Origin of the sequence: Stenotrophomonas sp. Marseille-Q5258, from assembly GCF_946900935.1 — a bacterium.
GTDB classification, from domain to species: Bacteria; Pseudomonadota; Gammaproteobacteria; order Xanthomonadales; family Xanthomonadaceae; genus Stenotrophomonas; species Stenotrophomonas nematodicola.
Window position 1 is genome coordinate 158,600 of the sequence record NZ_CAMPPN010000001.1, and the last position, 14,472, is coordinate 173,071.

Consider the following 14,472-nt stretch of genomic DNA (forward strand, 5'->3'; position numbering starts at 1 on the left):
GGAACAGGGTCTCACCATGCTCCACTGCGCTGCGCACCCGGCGTGAAACGGCTGACTGCCGGATGAGCGGTCAGCGTGCCGCGCTGATCGCCTTGATGCGGGCCCGTGCCAGCGCCTCGCCAATGGCGGGGCCGGCGAGCCCCTGTGTATCCAGGTCGCGCGCCTGCACAGCCAGGGCAGCCTGGTGCAGCCGCGTGAGCGTGGCGCCCTGCGGGTAGTCGCTCTCCTCGAAGCCCAGCCGCCCGCGCTTGTCGGCCTCGCAGCACACCGCGATCCGTGCGATGCGCTCGGGGCGGCGGAAGGCGTCGCAGCGCGCCAGCAGCTCGAGCACGGTGGCGTCGCGCAGCTCGTCGATGCGGTGCACGTTGAGATGGTCGCGGCATACCGCTTCGGCGAGCTGGCGGTGCTCCAGCGGGATCTTCAGCCGGTCGCACAGCGCCCGCAGCGGGGCCAGCCCGCGCTGCTCGTGCATGATATGGCGCGGCCATTCCTCCGGTGGCGTCAGGCCTTTGCCGAGGTCGTGGGTCAGCGCGGCAAAGCCGACCAGATCATCTCCCGGCGCCAGCCGTGCGGCCATGTCGCTCACCATCTCCTGGTGCACGCCGGTATCCACCTCGGGATGGAACTCGGCGCGTTGCGGCACCCCGTACAGCGCCTCCAGTTCGGGCAGGATCGGGCCGAGTGCGTGCGCATCGTGCAGGGTGCGCAGGAACGCCGAGGGGCGGTTCGAGGCCAGCACCCGGCGCAGCTCCTGCCAGACCCGCTCGGGCACCAGCATGTCGAGCTCGCCGCTCTCGGCGATCTGCCGCATCAGCGCCATCGTCTCGTCGGCCACGGTGAATCCCAGGGGGGCGAAACGCGCCATGAAGCGTGCCGCGCGCAGCACACGCACAGGGTCTTCGACGAATGCGGGCCCGACGTGGCGCAGCACGCGCTGCTCGATGTCGCGCAGGCCGCCATAGGGATCGACCAGCTCGCCGGTCGCCTCGTTGCAGGCGATCGCGTTGATGGTGAAATCGCGCCGCAGCAGGTCGTCTTCCAGTGTCACCGACGGATCGGCATCCACCACGAAGCCACGATAACCACGACCGGACTTGCGTTCGGTACGCGCCAGCGCATATTCCTCACCTGTGTCCGGGTGCAGGAATACCGGAAAGTCCTTGCCCACGGCCTTGTAACCGAGCGCTTCCATGTCCGGCTGGGTAGCACCGACCACCACCCAGTCGCGGTCGCCGGGCGGACGCTGCAGCAGGCGGTCGCGTACCGCGCCGCCGACAAGATAGATCTTCATGCGGGCAATGATGCCACGGCCTTCCCGGACGCGGTCGCCGCGGCTCAACCCGCGCTCGGCAGGCTCGCCCGCGCGGTCGGCGTCACCTGCGCGGCGAGGATCAGTCGCCGCCCTTGTCGGCGTTGGCCGCGCACGTGAAGCTCTTGCGCCTGGCCTGCAGACGCCCGTTCATGCGGTCGCTGACCGGCAGCGCGTCGCCGTTGAGGCGCCAGTCGTAGATCACGCTGAAGGCCAGGATGCGCGCCACGTACTCGCGGGTTTCCTTGTAGCTGATGGTCTCGATCCAGATGTCCGGATCAAAGCCCGGGCGCTGCGTCTGCCAGCGCGCGGTCGGCGTGGGACCGGCGTTGTAGGCGGCGATGGTGACGTAGGGCAGGCCCTGATACTTGTCCATCAGCTGGCGCAGGTAGGCGGTGCCGATGGCGATGTTGGTGTCCGGGTCGTACAGGCTGGCCGCACCGCCGTAGTTGGCCAGGCCGATCGACTTGGCCACGCTGGCGCCGGTCGCGGGCAGGACCTGCATCAGGCCCATCGCGTTGGCCGGCGAGCGCGCCTTCGGGTTGAAGATGCTCTCCGCGCGGATTTCCGCCGCCACCCAGGCCGGGTCGATGGCGTTGCGCAGCGACTCGCGGCGGATGGTGTCGTCGTGGTGGAGCGGGAAGCGCAGCGCGTACAGGCGCTGCTCGTCCGGGGTCTTGCCGAGCGAGAACACCGCGCGGTCGAACCAGCCGTTGTCGCGCGCCACCTCCACCGCGATGCGGCGCTGGGTGGTGTCGTAGCGGCTCAGCGCATCGTTCCACTCGGCCACGGCCCAGCCGCTGCGTTCGATCTTGAACAGCTCCATCGCGCGCACGATGGCCGGGTCGCGTGCGACCGCCGCCTGCGCCTGCCTGCTGTCGTTGGGCTCCCACGGGCACAGCGTGTAGGGCTGGCCGAGCTGGTCGGCGGCGAGGAAGCCGTGGAAGGTGGCGGCGCGTGCGGCCTCACGGTACACCGCCTGGGCCTCGCTGCGTCTGCCGGTCTTCTCCAGCATGCGCGCTTCGAAATAGCGCCAGCGCGAGTCGTTGCGCTGGGTGCTGCCCATCTTGCGGATCGCGGTGAGCGCCTGCGGCCAGTCACCGCGCGACAGCGCTTCGCGCACGCGCCATTCGTGCAGCCGTTCGTCATACGCCGATTCGGGCACGGCATTCAGGCGTCGGGCGGACTCGGGCCCGTACGACGCCACGGTCCACAGCGCGATCTGGTACAGCACCTGCGCCTGCTGGGCAGCGCTGAGCTGCAGCGCGCTGGCGTACTGCGGCAATTGCTGCTCGGTGGCGCCCGGATCGGCCTTGGCCAGCTTGGCCAGGCCATCGGTGGCGATGCGCTGGCTGCGCGCCGTGCGCGGCCAGTTCAACGCGCTGGCATTGGGCTTGTCGACGAACGCGGCGTAGGTGTTGGCCAGCGCCAGATCGGCGGCCGGCAACCCGCGTGCGGCACTGCGCATCACCGCCGGCTGGCCCTCATCGGCGGCCGCGTCGATGCGCGCCCAGCGCAGTTCGGCACTCAGCCCGCCCTTGGCATCGAGCACGGCAAACACCGCATCGCAGGCGTCGGGCAGGGACTTGCCGGTGCTGCGCCAGATCGCCTGGGCCTCACTGGTCCACTGGGCGTCGGCCTTGCCGGTGGCCTGGCGCGCGTTGAGCTGGGCACAGCGCAGGCCGACGTTCTCGGTGGGCACCCAGTTGGCCAGCAGGGTCGGCCAGTCCTGGCGCCGCGCCACGGCGGGCAGCCATACGCTGCGGAAACTCGATGCCACGGCCTGGCCGTTGTACCGCTTGAGGAAGTCCTGCGCTTGGGCATTGCCCACCGTATCGATGGTGCGGCGCAGATTGGCGTATTCGAGCCAGCCGTACAGCGGGTGGCGGCTCAGTGCGGCGGCCTGGGCCGGGTCGTACTGACCGCGCTCGGCGTTGTCGATGGCGGCCTTGAGCTGCGCGCGCTGGGCATCAAGCGACTGCGCGCCGGCGTCTGCGGCTGCGGCGATGGCAAGCGTGCCGAGGAAAAAGAGGGGGAGTGCATTCATCGTCAAAGCATAACGGCGCGGCGTGAAGGGCGGTGCGCGCCAGCCGACTCGAACATGAACGAACGCCGCCCTTCGGCGCCGCGTCCGATCCACCTGCGCGGGGATGCCGGCCACCTGCACAGGCTGCGCATCGGGACCGGTCCGGTGGGCCCGCAGGGAACGGTGCTGCGCGACGGCGCCTGTTCGGATTTGTCGAAACGACGTGAAAGCGGGGTCGTCGTCACGTCGCGACATTTACAGGTTGTTTACAAAGGAGACACTGCCGTCAGCAGGGGGGGACGGCAGTCCAGCCCAACATTCCTTTGGAGAGAGAGCGAATGAACGACCTGCATCGCCGCCCGTTGGCGGTCGCTGTATCGCTGTGCCTGTTGTTGGCTGCTCCGGCGCTCGTCGCCGCGCAGGATGCACCCCGCGCCACCACGGATCTGGATCGGATCGAAGTCACCGGGACGCGCATCAAACGCGCCGAGGTGGAAGGCCAGGTGCCGGTGCAGACGCTGACCCGCGACGACATCGAACGCACCGGCTTCAACTCGATCGGCGAAGTGCTGCAGCAGCTCACCGGCTCGGGCTCGGCGCTCAACGCCAAGTTCAACTCCTCGGGCAACTTCGGCTTCCCGCCGGACGGCAGCGGTGTCGGTGCCGGCTCGGCGCAGGTCGATCTGCGCCACCTGGGCGCCAAGCGCGTGCTGGTGCTGGTCGACGGCATCCGTTGGGTCAATGAATCCTCCGCCTCCGGCGTGGGCGCGGCCACCGACCTCAACACCATTCCACTGGCGATCGTGGAGCGCATCGAAGTGCTCGAGGATGGCGCATCGTCGCTGTACGGGTCCGACGCCATCGCCGGCGTGGTCAACATCATCACGCGCCGCCAGTTCGATGGCGCGCAGGTGACGATGAACTACGGCGAGTACAGCAAGGGCGACGGCACCCAGAAGGGCGTGGACCTGGCCTGGGGCACCAGCGGTGACCGCTACACATTGTTCCTCGGCGCCAGCTGGACCAAGCAGGACCCCGTGTATGCGATCGACCGCGAGCAGTCTCGCTTCCCGATTCCTGGCACCGGCCTGTCGTTCGGCAGCTCGGCCACGCCGACCGGGCGTTTCCGTTTCATCGATCCAAACACGGGCATTGAACACAATCTCACGCCCAACAACGGCGTTACGTCTCCGGTCTTCAATGGCGCCGGAGGCTGTGATCGTACGGACGACTATCACTGCTTCGGCACGCCGGACCGGTTCAACTTCGCCGAGTACAACATGGTGCTGACGCCGTCCGAGCGCAAAGGCCTCTTCGGCCAGTTCCGCTTCGACATCACCGACAACGTGCAGTGGTACATCAAGGCGCTGGGCAACCGCCGCGAATCGACCAACCAGGCCGCGCCCGAGCCGCTGTTCTTCGGCCCCGACGGCGCTACCGGCAATCCGCTGGCCGACAACATCGTGATCTCGGCGCAGAACCCGTACAACCCGTTCGGGTTCGACCTGGACTCGTCCGACAATCTGCTGGTGATCGGCCGCCGCCCGGTGGAGGGCGGCGCGCGCGTGTTCGAGCAGAAGGTGACGACCCAGTACTTCGCCACCGGCCTGGTCGGCCAGTTCGAGGCGGCCGACCGCAGCTGGTTCTGGGACGTCAACGGCATGTACAGCAAGAACAAGGCCGAGCAGACCAACTACGGCAGCTACAACATCTACAACATCAACCTGGCGCTGGGCGATCCGGCCCTCTGCGCAGCCACCGCCGGCTGCGTGCCGCTGAACATCTTCGGCGGTCCCGGCACCATCACGCCGGACATGCTGCGCTGGATCCAGCCGGTGGTACGCGACCGCAGCCAGAACGAACTGAGCCTGTTCACCGCCAACCTGAGCAGCGACCTGTTCACCCTGCCGGCCGGCCCGGTGTCATTCGCGGCCGGCGTGGAGTACCGCAAGTACGAAGGCTGGTACCAGCCCGATCCGCTGACCGTGGCCGGGTACTACAACGGCGTCCCGTCGCTGCCCACGTCCGGCTCCTATGACGTCAACGAGGCCTACCTGGAGCTGAGCATCCCGATCTTCGCCAAGAGCGCCATCGGCGAGAAGCTCGACCTCAGCCTGGCCGGACGCTACTCGGACTACTCCACCTTCGGTGGCGAGTTCACGCCCAAGTACGGCCTGCGCTGGCAGGTGACCAACGACTTCGTGCTGCGTACCACCTATGCCGAAGGCTTCCGTGCGCCCTCGATCGGTGAGCTGTACGGCTCCGCAGCGCGAGCGGACCTGCAGCTGTTCGACCCGTGCTCGGTTGGCCTGGGCGGTACGCCGCCGCGCGGCAGCGCCGCCAACTGCGCCGCGCTGGGGGTGCCGGCCGGCTTCCAGCAGGCCAACTCGCAGATCTCGGTGACCACCGGCGGCAATCCCGCGCTCGATCCGGAAACCTCGCGCAGCTTCAGTGCCGGTTTCGTGTGGAGCCCGTGGTTCGGCAGCAATGCATCGTGGTCCGAACGCTTCGATGTGGAGGTGACGTTCTACCGCCACACCATCGAAGGGGCGATCCAGGCGATCAACGCCCAGACCCAGCTCGACCTGTGCGTGGACACCCTGGACCCGCTGTACTGCGATGGCATCACCCGCGCTTCCACCGGCGCGGTGAGCGGCTTCAACAACCGCCTCACCAACCTGGGCTCGATCAAGACCGACGGCTGGGACGTGGACCTGTTCTGGACGCTGCCGCAGAGCGACATCGGCCAGTTCAAGCTGGCCTGGAAGAACACCTTCGTCGGCCGCTACGAGGCACTGGGCGCCGCCGGCCAGCGGCAGCCGCAGGAACCGGGCGTGGAAGTGGTGGACAGCTCCATTCCCGAGTGGACCAGCAACGCCAGCCTGCTCTGGTCGCTGGGCCGCTGGAATGCGTCGTGGACGGTGCGCCACATCTCCAAGCTGACCGAGGAATGCGGCGATGCGTCGGCGTTCCCGGTGTGCAGCAACCAGGTGGCCGGCACCAACGAGCTGGCGGCGATCACTTACCACGACCTGCAGCTGGGCTACAAAGTGGACTGGCTGAAGGGCCTGCAGCTGAGCGCCGGGTTGAACAATGCGTTCGACAAGGACCCGCCGATCTGCCTGTCCTGCTCGCTCAACGGCTACGACGCGTCCACCTACGACATCCCGCGTGGCCGCTACTGGTACCTGCGCGCGGACCTGCGGTTCTGATCCAGAGCCGTACCCGGCAATGACCCATCGGGGCGCCGTCAGGGCGCCCCGGTGCGTTTCCGCCACGGGCCAAGCGCATGGCGTATTCCGGCCACGCCGCGCAGGCGGACGACCATCGCCCTATCATGGCGGTGCCGTGCACGCGCGCACTGCACCCCTTTGTCACCGACGGTCGTCATGAGCCTGCATACCTGGTGGATCTTCGCCGTTACCGTGTTCGTGCTGTGCGGCACGCCGGGGCCGAACATGCTGCACGTGATGACCCGCAGCGTGCGCGTCGGCTTCCGCCGCAGCATCGCCGCGATGGCCGGCTGCCTGAGCGCGCTGGTGCTGGCGCTGTCGATTTCCGCAGCGGGCCTGGGCGCGGTCCTCAAGGCCTCGCCGCTGGTCTTTGATGTGCTGCGCTATGCCGGCGTGGCCTATCTGGTCTACCTGGGCATCAACGCCTGGCGCGGCGGCGACGCGCCGCTGGACGTGGGCAACCCGGCCGCGATCGCGCCCACGTCGCGCCGCATCCTGTTCCGCGACGGCTTCATCATTGGCATCAGCAACCCCAAGCTGCTGCTGTTCGCCTCGGCATTCCTGCCGCAGTTCGTCGACCTCGGCCAGCCGCAGCTGCCGCAGTTCGTGGTGCTGGTGAGTACCTTCGCGGTGATGGAGGTGTTCTGGTACGCCGTCTACGCCGCCGGTGGCCACAGCCTGGCCGGCTACCTGGCCCGTCCGGGTCTGCGCAAGGTGTTCGACCGCGTGGTCGGCACGATCTTCATCGGGTTCGGGCTGGCGCTGCTGCGCGCGCGGCCCTGAGCAGGTGCCGGCCAGCGGCCGGTATTACGGCGATGTCGTGGGTCGATCAACGACCGGATCGATCCGGTGCGGTCCACGCCCGCAGCAACGGCAGCGGATCGTAGGCTCCCGTGCTGCCGTAGATGCCCCAGTGCAGGTGAGGCGGGGTGCCTTTGGCGTTGCCGCTGTCGCCGACGTAGCCGAGCACGGTCCCGGCCTCCACCACCTCGCCGCGGGACAGCCCCTCGCGCCAGCCGTCCAGGTGCGCGTAGTAGTAGCGCTCGCGCGCCGGTCCCAGTATCCAGACCTGGCGACCGCCGAGTCCCCCGTCACGGATGTCCGCCACGATGCCCGGCGTGGCGCTGGTCACGGCGGTACCGCGGGGAGCGAAGATGTCGAGCCCGGCATGGGTGCGGTCGCGTCCGCGCGGTGCGCCGAAGGTGTCGGCGATGCGCCGGGCCGCGACACCGTCCACCGGCACCGGCAGCGCCTCCGGTGGCGCCATCCGCGACAGCGCCCACAGCGCGCGTGGGGCTTGTGCCCACGGACTGTTCCACAGCACACCCGCCAGCACGGCAAGGACGGCCAGCACCAGCAGCCGCACCAGCCAGCGGCGCACGCGCCAGGCGGCCGAGCGGTGGGGGCCTGGCGGCGGGGAGGACGGAGCGTGCGGGTCCACGGGCATCGACGTCGGTGTCCGGCGGGAACGGGGAACAGACTAGCAGGCCGCGTGTGCACACAACGCACGCGTGATGCCCCTGTGCAAAGAGCCGGGCAATGCCCGGCTCTCTGTGTGCTGCGTGGCGCATTGCGTGCCCGGTCAGAACGACCAGGTGAACGTGATCGAGCCGTTGCGGCCGTCGCCGTACGCGCCGTAGCCGTTGATCTGCGACAGGTATTTCCTGTCCAGCAGGTTGTCGAGGTTGGCCTGCACACTGAACGCCGGCGAGATGCGGTAGCGCACGAACGCACTGACCAGCGCGTAGGCATCCTGCTCGATGCGACCGTAGGCCGGCACCGGGTAGTAGATGCGGTTCTGCCAGTTCGCGCCGCCGCCGACGGTGAGATCGGTCATCGACTGCGGGGTGTAGCTGGTGAACAGCTTGATCGTGGTCTGCGGCAGGTTGGTGTTGATGTCCGCATCGTTGATGTCCTTGGCCACGTAGCGCGACGCGCCAACGGTGGCATTCCAGCCCGGGGCCAGCTCGCCGTTGAGCTCCAGTTCGACACCCCGGCTCACCGTGCCGCGCGCGGCGATGTAGGCAAACTCGTTGAGGCTGCCGTCCACCGGAAGGGTGGTGGCCTGACCCACGTTGTCCTGTTCGATGCGGAACACCGCCAGCGACGCATTGAGGCGGTTGTCGAACCAGGCACCCTTGACGCCGACTTCGTAGCTCTTGCCGTCGACCGGGTCGAGGTAGCTGCCGTTCTGCTTCTTGAGCGTCTGTGGCTGGAAGATCTCGGTGTAGGCGGCGTAGGTGCTCCAGGTGTCGCTGAGGTCAAAGACCAGACCGGCGTACGGGGTCGTGACCGTGTGCGAACGGTCGGCGTCTTCGCCTTCGCTCTTCCAGTCGGTGTAGCGCGCGCCGAGAATCAGCTTCAGCGGATCGGCCAGCGACAGACGGGTGGCGGCGTAGCCGGCCTTCTGGGTGATGGTGCCTTTGCTGGCCAGCGCCAGCGCGTTCCAGTTGGGTTCGGCGATGTTGCCGGTCCAGTCCAGGTAGCTGGGGAACGGGTCCCAGGGGCGGCCCTCGCCCCCGACCTGGTAGTCGCCATAGTTGGCGTACCTGCGCTTGTTGTAGCTCAGCCCGGCCATGAACTGGTGCTCGCGGCCGAACAGCTGGAACGGGCCCTCCACGAAGCCGTCGATCGCGTCGACCTTGCGCTCGGTGTTGTAGAACCCGGCCGACGGCGAAACCCCCGCACCGGTCACCGGATCCAGCAGCGACGCGCCCGTGGTCCAGTCGTTGTAGGCCGGGTAGAACAGCTTGTCGTCGGCCCGGGTCTCATCGTGGGTGGCGCCGACGCGGACCTTCCAGTCGTTGGCGAAGCCATGCTCCAGCGTGGCGAACGCGCGTTTGCTGGTGGTGTCCCAGTAGGTCCACTTCGCGGCGGCATTGAACGCCTCGTCGTAGCCGGTGGGGCTGCCGTCGGCGAACAGCATCGGGAACCCGCCCCACGTCGCCCCGTTGGCGCGCTTCTGCTGGTAATCGTAGCCCACGCTCAACTGGGTATCCGGGGTCAGGTCGGCATCGATCACCGCATAGCCCAGCGTCTTGTGCTGGTTGTAGCGGTCCATCTGCGATTCGGTGTCCAGGTAGCTGCCGATGACGCGCGCGCGCACCGAGCCGCTGGCGTTGAGCGGAGTGGTCACGTCCACGGTGGAGCGGGTGCGCCCCCAGCTGCCTACGTTCACCGACACGCTGCCGGTCAGCTCGGCGCTGTCGGCGTGCTTGCGGATCAGGTTGACCGAGGCCGACGGGTTGCCTGCGCCGCTCAACAGGCCGGTCGCGCCGCGCACCACTTCCACGCGGTCATACAGCGCCAGGTCCAGGCCGGAATCACCGTAGCTCCAGTTCTGCACCATCTGCGTGGGCAGGTTGTCGAACTGGTAGCTGTCGATATAGAAGCCGCGCGCGTAGAACTCGGTCCGCTCGGTATCGGACTGGGTGCTGCTCACGCCGGTGGTGTTGGCCAGCACGTCGATGATGTCATCGAGGTTCTGGTCCTCGATGCGCTGGTGGCTGATGATGCTGATCGACTGCGGAATCTCGCGGGGAGCCAGGTCGAAGCGGGTGCCGGCGGAGGTCCTGCGGACCGAATAGCCTTCGGCACGCTCGCCCTTGACCACCACCTTGTCCAGCGTGGTGGCATCGGCGGCGACCTGGGCCAGGGCAGGTGCGGTGGACAGCGCGCACAGCGCGGCGAACAGGGCCTGCGACAGGCGGCGCTGGGGCAGGGGGCGGGGCATCACAACGGACGTACGGGGCATCGGCGGTTCCAGGGCGCGGGCACGCGCGGCCGATGTCCTCGAGGGCCAGGCGCTGCCTAGTGGGTGGGGGACGGTGCGACGCTGGCGAGGCCCTGCGGAGCAGGACCGTGGCTGCGCGACCGATGATCGCCGTGCCTCCCTGGCACCGACGGGGTGAGGATATGGTAATGGGAAGCATTACTATTGCCAATTCAGGTACGCCGGGGGCGGTCAGCCACGGCATCGGCTTAACATCGTCCGCCGTAGCGTGGGCGCGGTTCTTCCCGGATGACCGCCATGATTGCGCGCAACACGATCTGCCTGTGGTTCGACGGCACCGCCCTGGACGCTGCCACCTTCTACGCCCGGACCTTTCCGGACAGCGCGGTCACCGCTGTCCACCACGCCCCTGCGGACTTTCCGTCCGGCAGGCAGGGCGACGTGCTGACGGTGGACTTCACGGTGGCCGGCATTCCCTGCATCGGCCTCAACGGCGGGCCGGCATTCCGGCACAGCGAGGCCTTCTCGTTCCAGATCGCCACCGACGACCAGGCCGAGACCGACCGCCTGTGGGAGGCCATCGTCGGCAACGGCGGCGAGGAAAGCGCCTGCGGCTGGTGCCGCGACAAGTGGGGGCTGTCCTGGCAGATCACGCCACGCGTGCTCAGCGAGGCCGTCACCAGCAAGGACCCGGCAGTGGCCAGGCGCGCCTTCGAGGCGATGATGACCATGCGCAGAATCGATGTGGCCCGCATCGAGGCCGCCGTGCGCGGCTAGGCCCAGCGGCCGCACCGCGGCAACGGATCCACCCTGCCCACCCGAGAAGGAGAATCCATGAAGAGGATGTTCATTGCGTGCCTGGCCGCCATCGCGTTGCAGGCCAGTCCCGCGCCGGTCACGGCGGCCACGCCGGCCGTATCGCCGCTGGCCGGCCGCTGGGCGATCGACGTGGCCACGCTGCCGATGCCGGTGGCGCAGCGGCCCCGGCGCGTGGTGCTGGAATTCAAGGACGCCGGCAACGGCCGGTGGTCCACCCGCGCCGAGATCGTCGACCCCAGGGGCGCCACGATGACGGCCGACAGCACGCTGCCGCTGGATGGCACGCCCGGCCCGATCACCGGCAACTACGGCGCGGACGTGGCCTCGCTGAGCATGCCGGCGCCAAACGTGCTGGTGATGCAGCTGGTCGACCACGGTACCCCGGCCTCGACACGCATCTACACTGTGGCCGCGGATCGCGACCGGATGACCGAATCCAAGGCGTTCTTCAGCCAGGATGGCAAGCCGATCCTGATGACCATCCACTTCACGCGGGTACCCTGACGCCGCGGCCGGAGCGGCACGTCCTGCCCTCGCCTGGCACGGAGGATGCCGGTCTCCTGCAGGCGTTTGATGCGGCGCTGCGCGGCCGGGGCGGACAGGTGCACGACGTCGGTGGTCCTGCGCGGCGGCGTGGCGTTGTCGCGCTGCAGGATGGCCGGGATGGCGCGGTCGAAGCCGTCGGGGCGGTGGGCGGCGGTCATGGATGCGCGAAACATGCAGGGAGGCGTCTGCCATCGAGTCCTTGCTTCGGGCCGCGCGCACTATGATGGCGCGATGTCGACCTCACGCCATGCTTCGCTGATTCCCGTCCTGGCCGTCCTCGGTTCGGTCACCGCCCTGTCGGTGGGCACCTCCTTTGCCAAACAGCTGTTTCCGCTGATCGGCGCGCAGGGCACCAGCGCGCTGCGCGTGGGCTTCTCGGCGCTGGTGCTGCTGGCGGTGTTCCGGCCGTGGCGGTGGACCACCACGCGCGCCGATGCCGGCGCGATCGTCCGCTACGGGATCACCCTGGGCGCGATGAACCTGATGTTCTACATGGCGCTGCGCACGATCCCGTTCGGGATCGCAGTGGCCATCGAGTTCTGCGGACCGCTGGCGGTGGCGATGTGGTCGTCGCGCCGGCCGGTGGATTTCGTCTGGGTGGGATGCGCGCTGATCGGGCTGCTGCTGCTTCTGCCGCTGGGGCATGGCGCGCCGCTGGACCCGGTCGGCGTGCTGTTCGCGCTCGGGGCGGCGGCATGCTGGGCGATGTACATCATCTTCGGCAAGCGCGCGGGCCATCTGCATGCCGGGCACACCGTGTCGCTGGGGCTGTGCGTGGCCGCGCTTGTGGTGGTGCCGGTGGGCGTGGCGCATGCCGGCATGGCGCTGCTGGACCCGGCGATCCTGCTGTTCGGGCTGGGCGTGGCGATCGTGTCGAGCGCCATCCCGATGTCGCTGGAGATGATGGCGCTCAAGCGGCTGCCGAAGGAGACCTTCGGCATCCTGATCAGCATGGAGCCGGCGGTGGCCGCGCTGCTGGCGATGGGACTGCTGGCCGAACACCTGACCCCGCTGCAGTGGACCGCGATCGGCTGCACCGTGGTGGCGTCGGTGGGCAGCACGGTGACCGCCCGGCGGCCCTCCCCGCAGGTGCCGGGCGCCCCGGCGTAGCAGCGGCGCGTCAGCGCTGTCGTGCGGGGGTGTCACCTGCGACGTGATAGGGGGCGGTGCTGCGCGGCAGCGGGGCGCGGCCACGGATGCGGTCGGCGATCTTCTCGGCAATCATGATGGTGGTGGCATTGAGGTTGCCGGTGATGATGCGCGGCATGATCGAGGCGTCCACCACGCGCAGGCCCTGCATGCCATGCACGCGGCCCTGGCCATCCACCACACTCATCGCGTCGGTGCCCATCGCGCAGGAGCACGACGGGTGGTATGCGGTTTCGGCGCGGGCGCGCACGAAGGCGTCCAGCTCGGCGTCGGTCCTGCAGTCGGCACTGGGGCTGATCTCGCGCCCGCGGTACGCGTCCAGGGCCGGTTGGGCGATGATCTCGCGCGTGATCCGGATCGCGTCGCGGAACTCCTGCCAGTCCTGGTCGGTGGACTGGTAGTTGAACAGGATCGACGGATGCGCGTGCGGGTCCAGCGAACGCGCGTGCACGCGGCCACGGCTGGGCGTGCGCATCGAGCCTACGTGCGCCTGGAAGCCATGCTCCTTGACGGCATTGGTACCGTTGTAATTGATCGCCACCGGCAGGAAGTGGTACTGGATGTTGGGCCACTCGAAGTCCTCGCGCGTGCGGATGAAGCCGCCCGCCTCGAACTGGTTGCTGGCACCGATGCCGGTCCCGGCAAACAGCCACTCCGCACCGATCGCCGGCTGGTTCCACCACTGCAGGGCGGGGTACAGCGACACCGGCTTTTTGCAGGCGTACTGCATGTACACCTCCAGGTGATCCTGCAGGTTCTCGCCGACCCCGGGCAGATCGTGCACCACCGGCACGCCGAGCGATGCCAGCAGCGCCGGCGCGCCCACGCCGGAACGCTGCAGGATCTGCGGCGAGGCGATCGCACCGGCGCACAGCAGCACTTCACGTCGTGCGTGGGCATCGATCGGCGTGGCGCTGCCGCCGGCCAGGTAGCGCACGCCCACCGCGCGCTTGCCGTCGAACAGGATGCGGTCGGTGGTGGCGTGCACCACGATCTCCAGGCCATCGCGGTCCTTGGCCATGTCCAGGTAGCCGCGTGCGGTGCTGGAACGGCGGCCGCGCGGAGTCACGGTCCGGTCCATCGGGCCGAAGCCCTCCTGCTGGTAGCCGTTGAGGTCGTCGGTGCGCGGATAGCCCGCCTGTACGCCGGCCTCGACCATCGCATGGAACAGTACGTTGTTGCCGTTCTTCGGCGTGGCCACGCTGACCGGGCCGTCGCCGCCGTGATAGTCGTTGGCGCCGATGTCGCGGGTTTCGGCCTTGCGGAAATACGGCAGCACGTCGTGGTAGCTCCAGTCCTCCAGGCCATCGAACGAGGCCCACTGGTCGAAGTCCAGCGCGTTGCCGCGGATGTAGCACATGCCGTTGATCAGCGAGGAGCCGCCCAGCCCCTTGCCGCGCCCGCATTCCATGCGCCGGTTGTCCATGTGCGGCTCCGGCTCGGTTTCATAGGCCCAGTTGTAGCGGCGGCCCTGCAGCGGATAGGCCAGTGCAGCCGGCATCTGGGTGCGGAAATCCAGCCGGTAGTCGGGACCGCCGGCCTCCAGCAGCAGCACGCTGATGCCGGCGTCCTCGGTCAGGCGCGCAGCCAGTGTGTTGCCGGCCGACCCGGCGCCGATGATGATGTAGTCGTACTCGCGCTTCATGGCAGCGTCTCC

General features: G+C 68.6%; 10 protein-coding genes and 1 pseudogene. 5 read left to right on the forward strand and 6 right to left on the reverse strand.

The features are described from left to right. Window positions 1-70: 70 nt before the first annotated feature. Window positions 71-1,291: a multifunctional CCA addition/repair protein gene (locus OC534_RS00760; protein ID WP_136005093.1), complete on the reverse strand. Its 1,221-nt coding sequence runs from the start codon at window positions 1,289-1,291 to the stop codon at window positions 71-73. A 100-nt stretch (window positions 1,292-1,391) separates the two neighbouring features. After that, window positions 1,392-3,356 (reverse strand): transglycosylase SLT domain-containing protein, encoded by a 1,965-nt coding sequence (locus OC534_RS00765; protein ID WP_153164774.1) that lies wholly within the window; start codon window positions 3,354-3,356, stop codon window positions 1,392-1,394. A gap of 317 nt (window positions 3,357-3,673) precedes the next feature. On the opposite strand from OC534_RS00765, the gene OC534_RS00770 reads away from it, so the two are divergent. Together OC534_RS00770 and OC534_RS00775 are read left to right on the forward strand one after the other, a co-directional pair. After that, window positions 3,674-6,547, forward strand: a complete 2,874-nt coding sequence (locus OC534_RS00770) for a TonB-dependent receptor (protein ID WP_136005087.1) — start codon at window positions 3,674-3,676, stop codon at window positions 6,545-6,547. A 177-nt stretch (window positions 6,548-6,724) separates the two neighbouring features. Next, a complete protein-coding gene (locus tag OC534_RS00775; protein WP_136005085.1) occupies window positions 6,725-7,351 on the forward strand; it encodes a LysE family translocator in 627 nt (208 codons plus the stop codon). 46 nt (window positions 7,352-7,397) lie between these two features. On the opposite strand, the gene OC534_RS00780 is transcribed toward OC534_RS00775, so the two are convergent. Further along, window positions 7,398-8,015, reverse strand: a complete 618-nt coding sequence (locus tag OC534_RS00780; RefSeq protein ID WP_051008559.1) for a M23 family metallopeptidase — start codon at window positions 8,013-8,015, stop codon at window positions 7,398-7,400. A gap of 135 nt (window positions 8,016-8,150) precedes the next feature. Beyond that, window positions 8,151-10,322, reverse strand: coding sequence for a ferric-rhodotorulic acid/ferric-coprogen receptor FhuE (gene fhuE / locus OC534_RS00785; RefSeq protein ID WP_262071215.1), 2,172 nt, complete (start codon window positions 10,320-10,322; stop codon window positions 8,151-8,153). A 276-nt stretch (window positions 10,323-10,598) separates the two neighbouring features. Here fhuE and OC534_RS00790 point away from each other — a divergent pair, with 276 nt between their 5' ends. Together OC534_RS00790 and OC534_RS00795 are read left to right on the forward strand one after the other, a co-directional pair. Next, on the forward strand, window positions 10,599-11,078 hold the full coding sequence (locus OC534_RS00790) for a VOC family protein (RefSeq protein ID WP_026070565.1): 480 nt from the start codon (window positions 10,599-10,601) through the stop codon (window positions 11,076-11,078). A 57-nt stretch (window positions 11,079-11,135) separates the two neighbouring features. Further along, window positions 11,136-11,624 (forward strand): LuxR family transcriptional regulator, encoded by a 489-nt coding sequence (locus OC534_RS00795; RefSeq protein ID WP_136005081.1) that lies wholly within the window; start codon window positions 11,136-11,138, stop codon window positions 11,622-11,624. Between the two features lie 35 nt (window positions 11,625-11,659). On the opposite strand, the pseudogene OC534_RS00800 reads toward OC534_RS00795, so the two are convergent. After that, window positions 11,660-11,824: pseudogene (locus OC534_RS00800) on the reverse strand (Lrp/AsnC family transcriptional regulator); the annotation flags it as partial. A 73-nt stretch (window positions 11,825-11,897) separates the two neighbouring features. Between OC534_RS00800 and OC534_RS00805 the strand changes: the two are divergent. Beyond that, window positions 11,898-12,776, forward strand: a complete 879-nt coding sequence (locus tag OC534_RS00805; RefSeq protein WP_017354777.1) for an EamA family transporter — start codon at window positions 11,898-11,900, stop codon at window positions 12,774-12,776. A 10-nt stretch (window positions 12,777-12,786) separates the two neighbouring features. On the opposite strand, the gene betA is transcribed toward OC534_RS00805, so the two are convergent. Then, the gene (betA, locus tag OC534_RS00810; protein ID WP_017354776.1) at window positions 12,787-14,460 is read right to left on the reverse strand and encodes a choline dehydrogenase; all 1,674 of its coding nucleotides are present in this window, start codon (window positions 14,458-14,460) and stop codon (window positions 12,787-12,789) included. Window positions 14,461-14,472 lie beyond the last annotated feature (12 nt).

What these genes read in the sequence shown, in the direction of transcription:
- OC534_RS00765 (WP_153164774.1), bottom strand. Translation starts at nt 3,356, where the DNA reads ATGAATGCACTCCCCCTCTTTTTCCTCGGCACGCTTGCCATCGCCGCA.
- OC534_RS00760 (WP_136005093.1), bottom strand. Translation starts at nt 1,291, where the DNA reads ATGAAGATCTATCTTGTCGGCGGCGCGGTACGCGACCGCCTGCTGCAG.
- OC534_RS00775 (WP_136005085.1), top strand. Translation starts at nt 6,725, where the DNA reads ATGAGCCTGCATACCTGGTGGATCTTCGCCGTTACCGTGTTCGTGCTG.
- fhuE (WP_262071215.1), bottom strand. Translation starts at nt 10,322, where the DNA reads ATGCCCCGTACGTCCGTTGTGATGCCCCGCCCCCTGCCCCAGCGCCGC.
- OC534_RS00795 (WP_136005081.1), top strand. Translation starts at nt 11,136, where the DNA reads ATGAAGAGGATGTTCATTGCGTGCCTGGCCGCCATCGCGTTGCAGGCC.
- OC534_RS00805 (WP_017354777.1), top strand. Translation starts at nt 11,898, where the DNA reads ATGTCGACCTCACGCCATGCTTCGCTGATTCCCGTCCTGGCCGTCCTC.
- OC534_RS00790 (WP_026070565.1), top strand. Translation starts at nt 10,599, where the DNA reads ATGATTGCGCGCAACACGATCTGCCTGTGGTTCGACGGCACCGCCCTG.
- OC534_RS00780 (WP_051008559.1), bottom strand. Translation starts at nt 8,015, where the DNA reads ATGCCCGTGGACCCGCACGCTCCGTCCTCCCCGCCGCCAGGCCCCCAC.
- OC534_RS00770 (WP_136005087.1), top strand. Translation starts at nt 3,674, where the DNA reads ATGAACGACCTGCATCGCCGCCCGTTGGCGGTCGCTGTATCGCTGTGC.
- betA (WP_017354776.1), bottom strand. Translation starts at nt 14,460, where the DNA reads ATGAAGCGCGAGTACGACTACATCATCATCGGCGCCGGGTCGGCCGGC.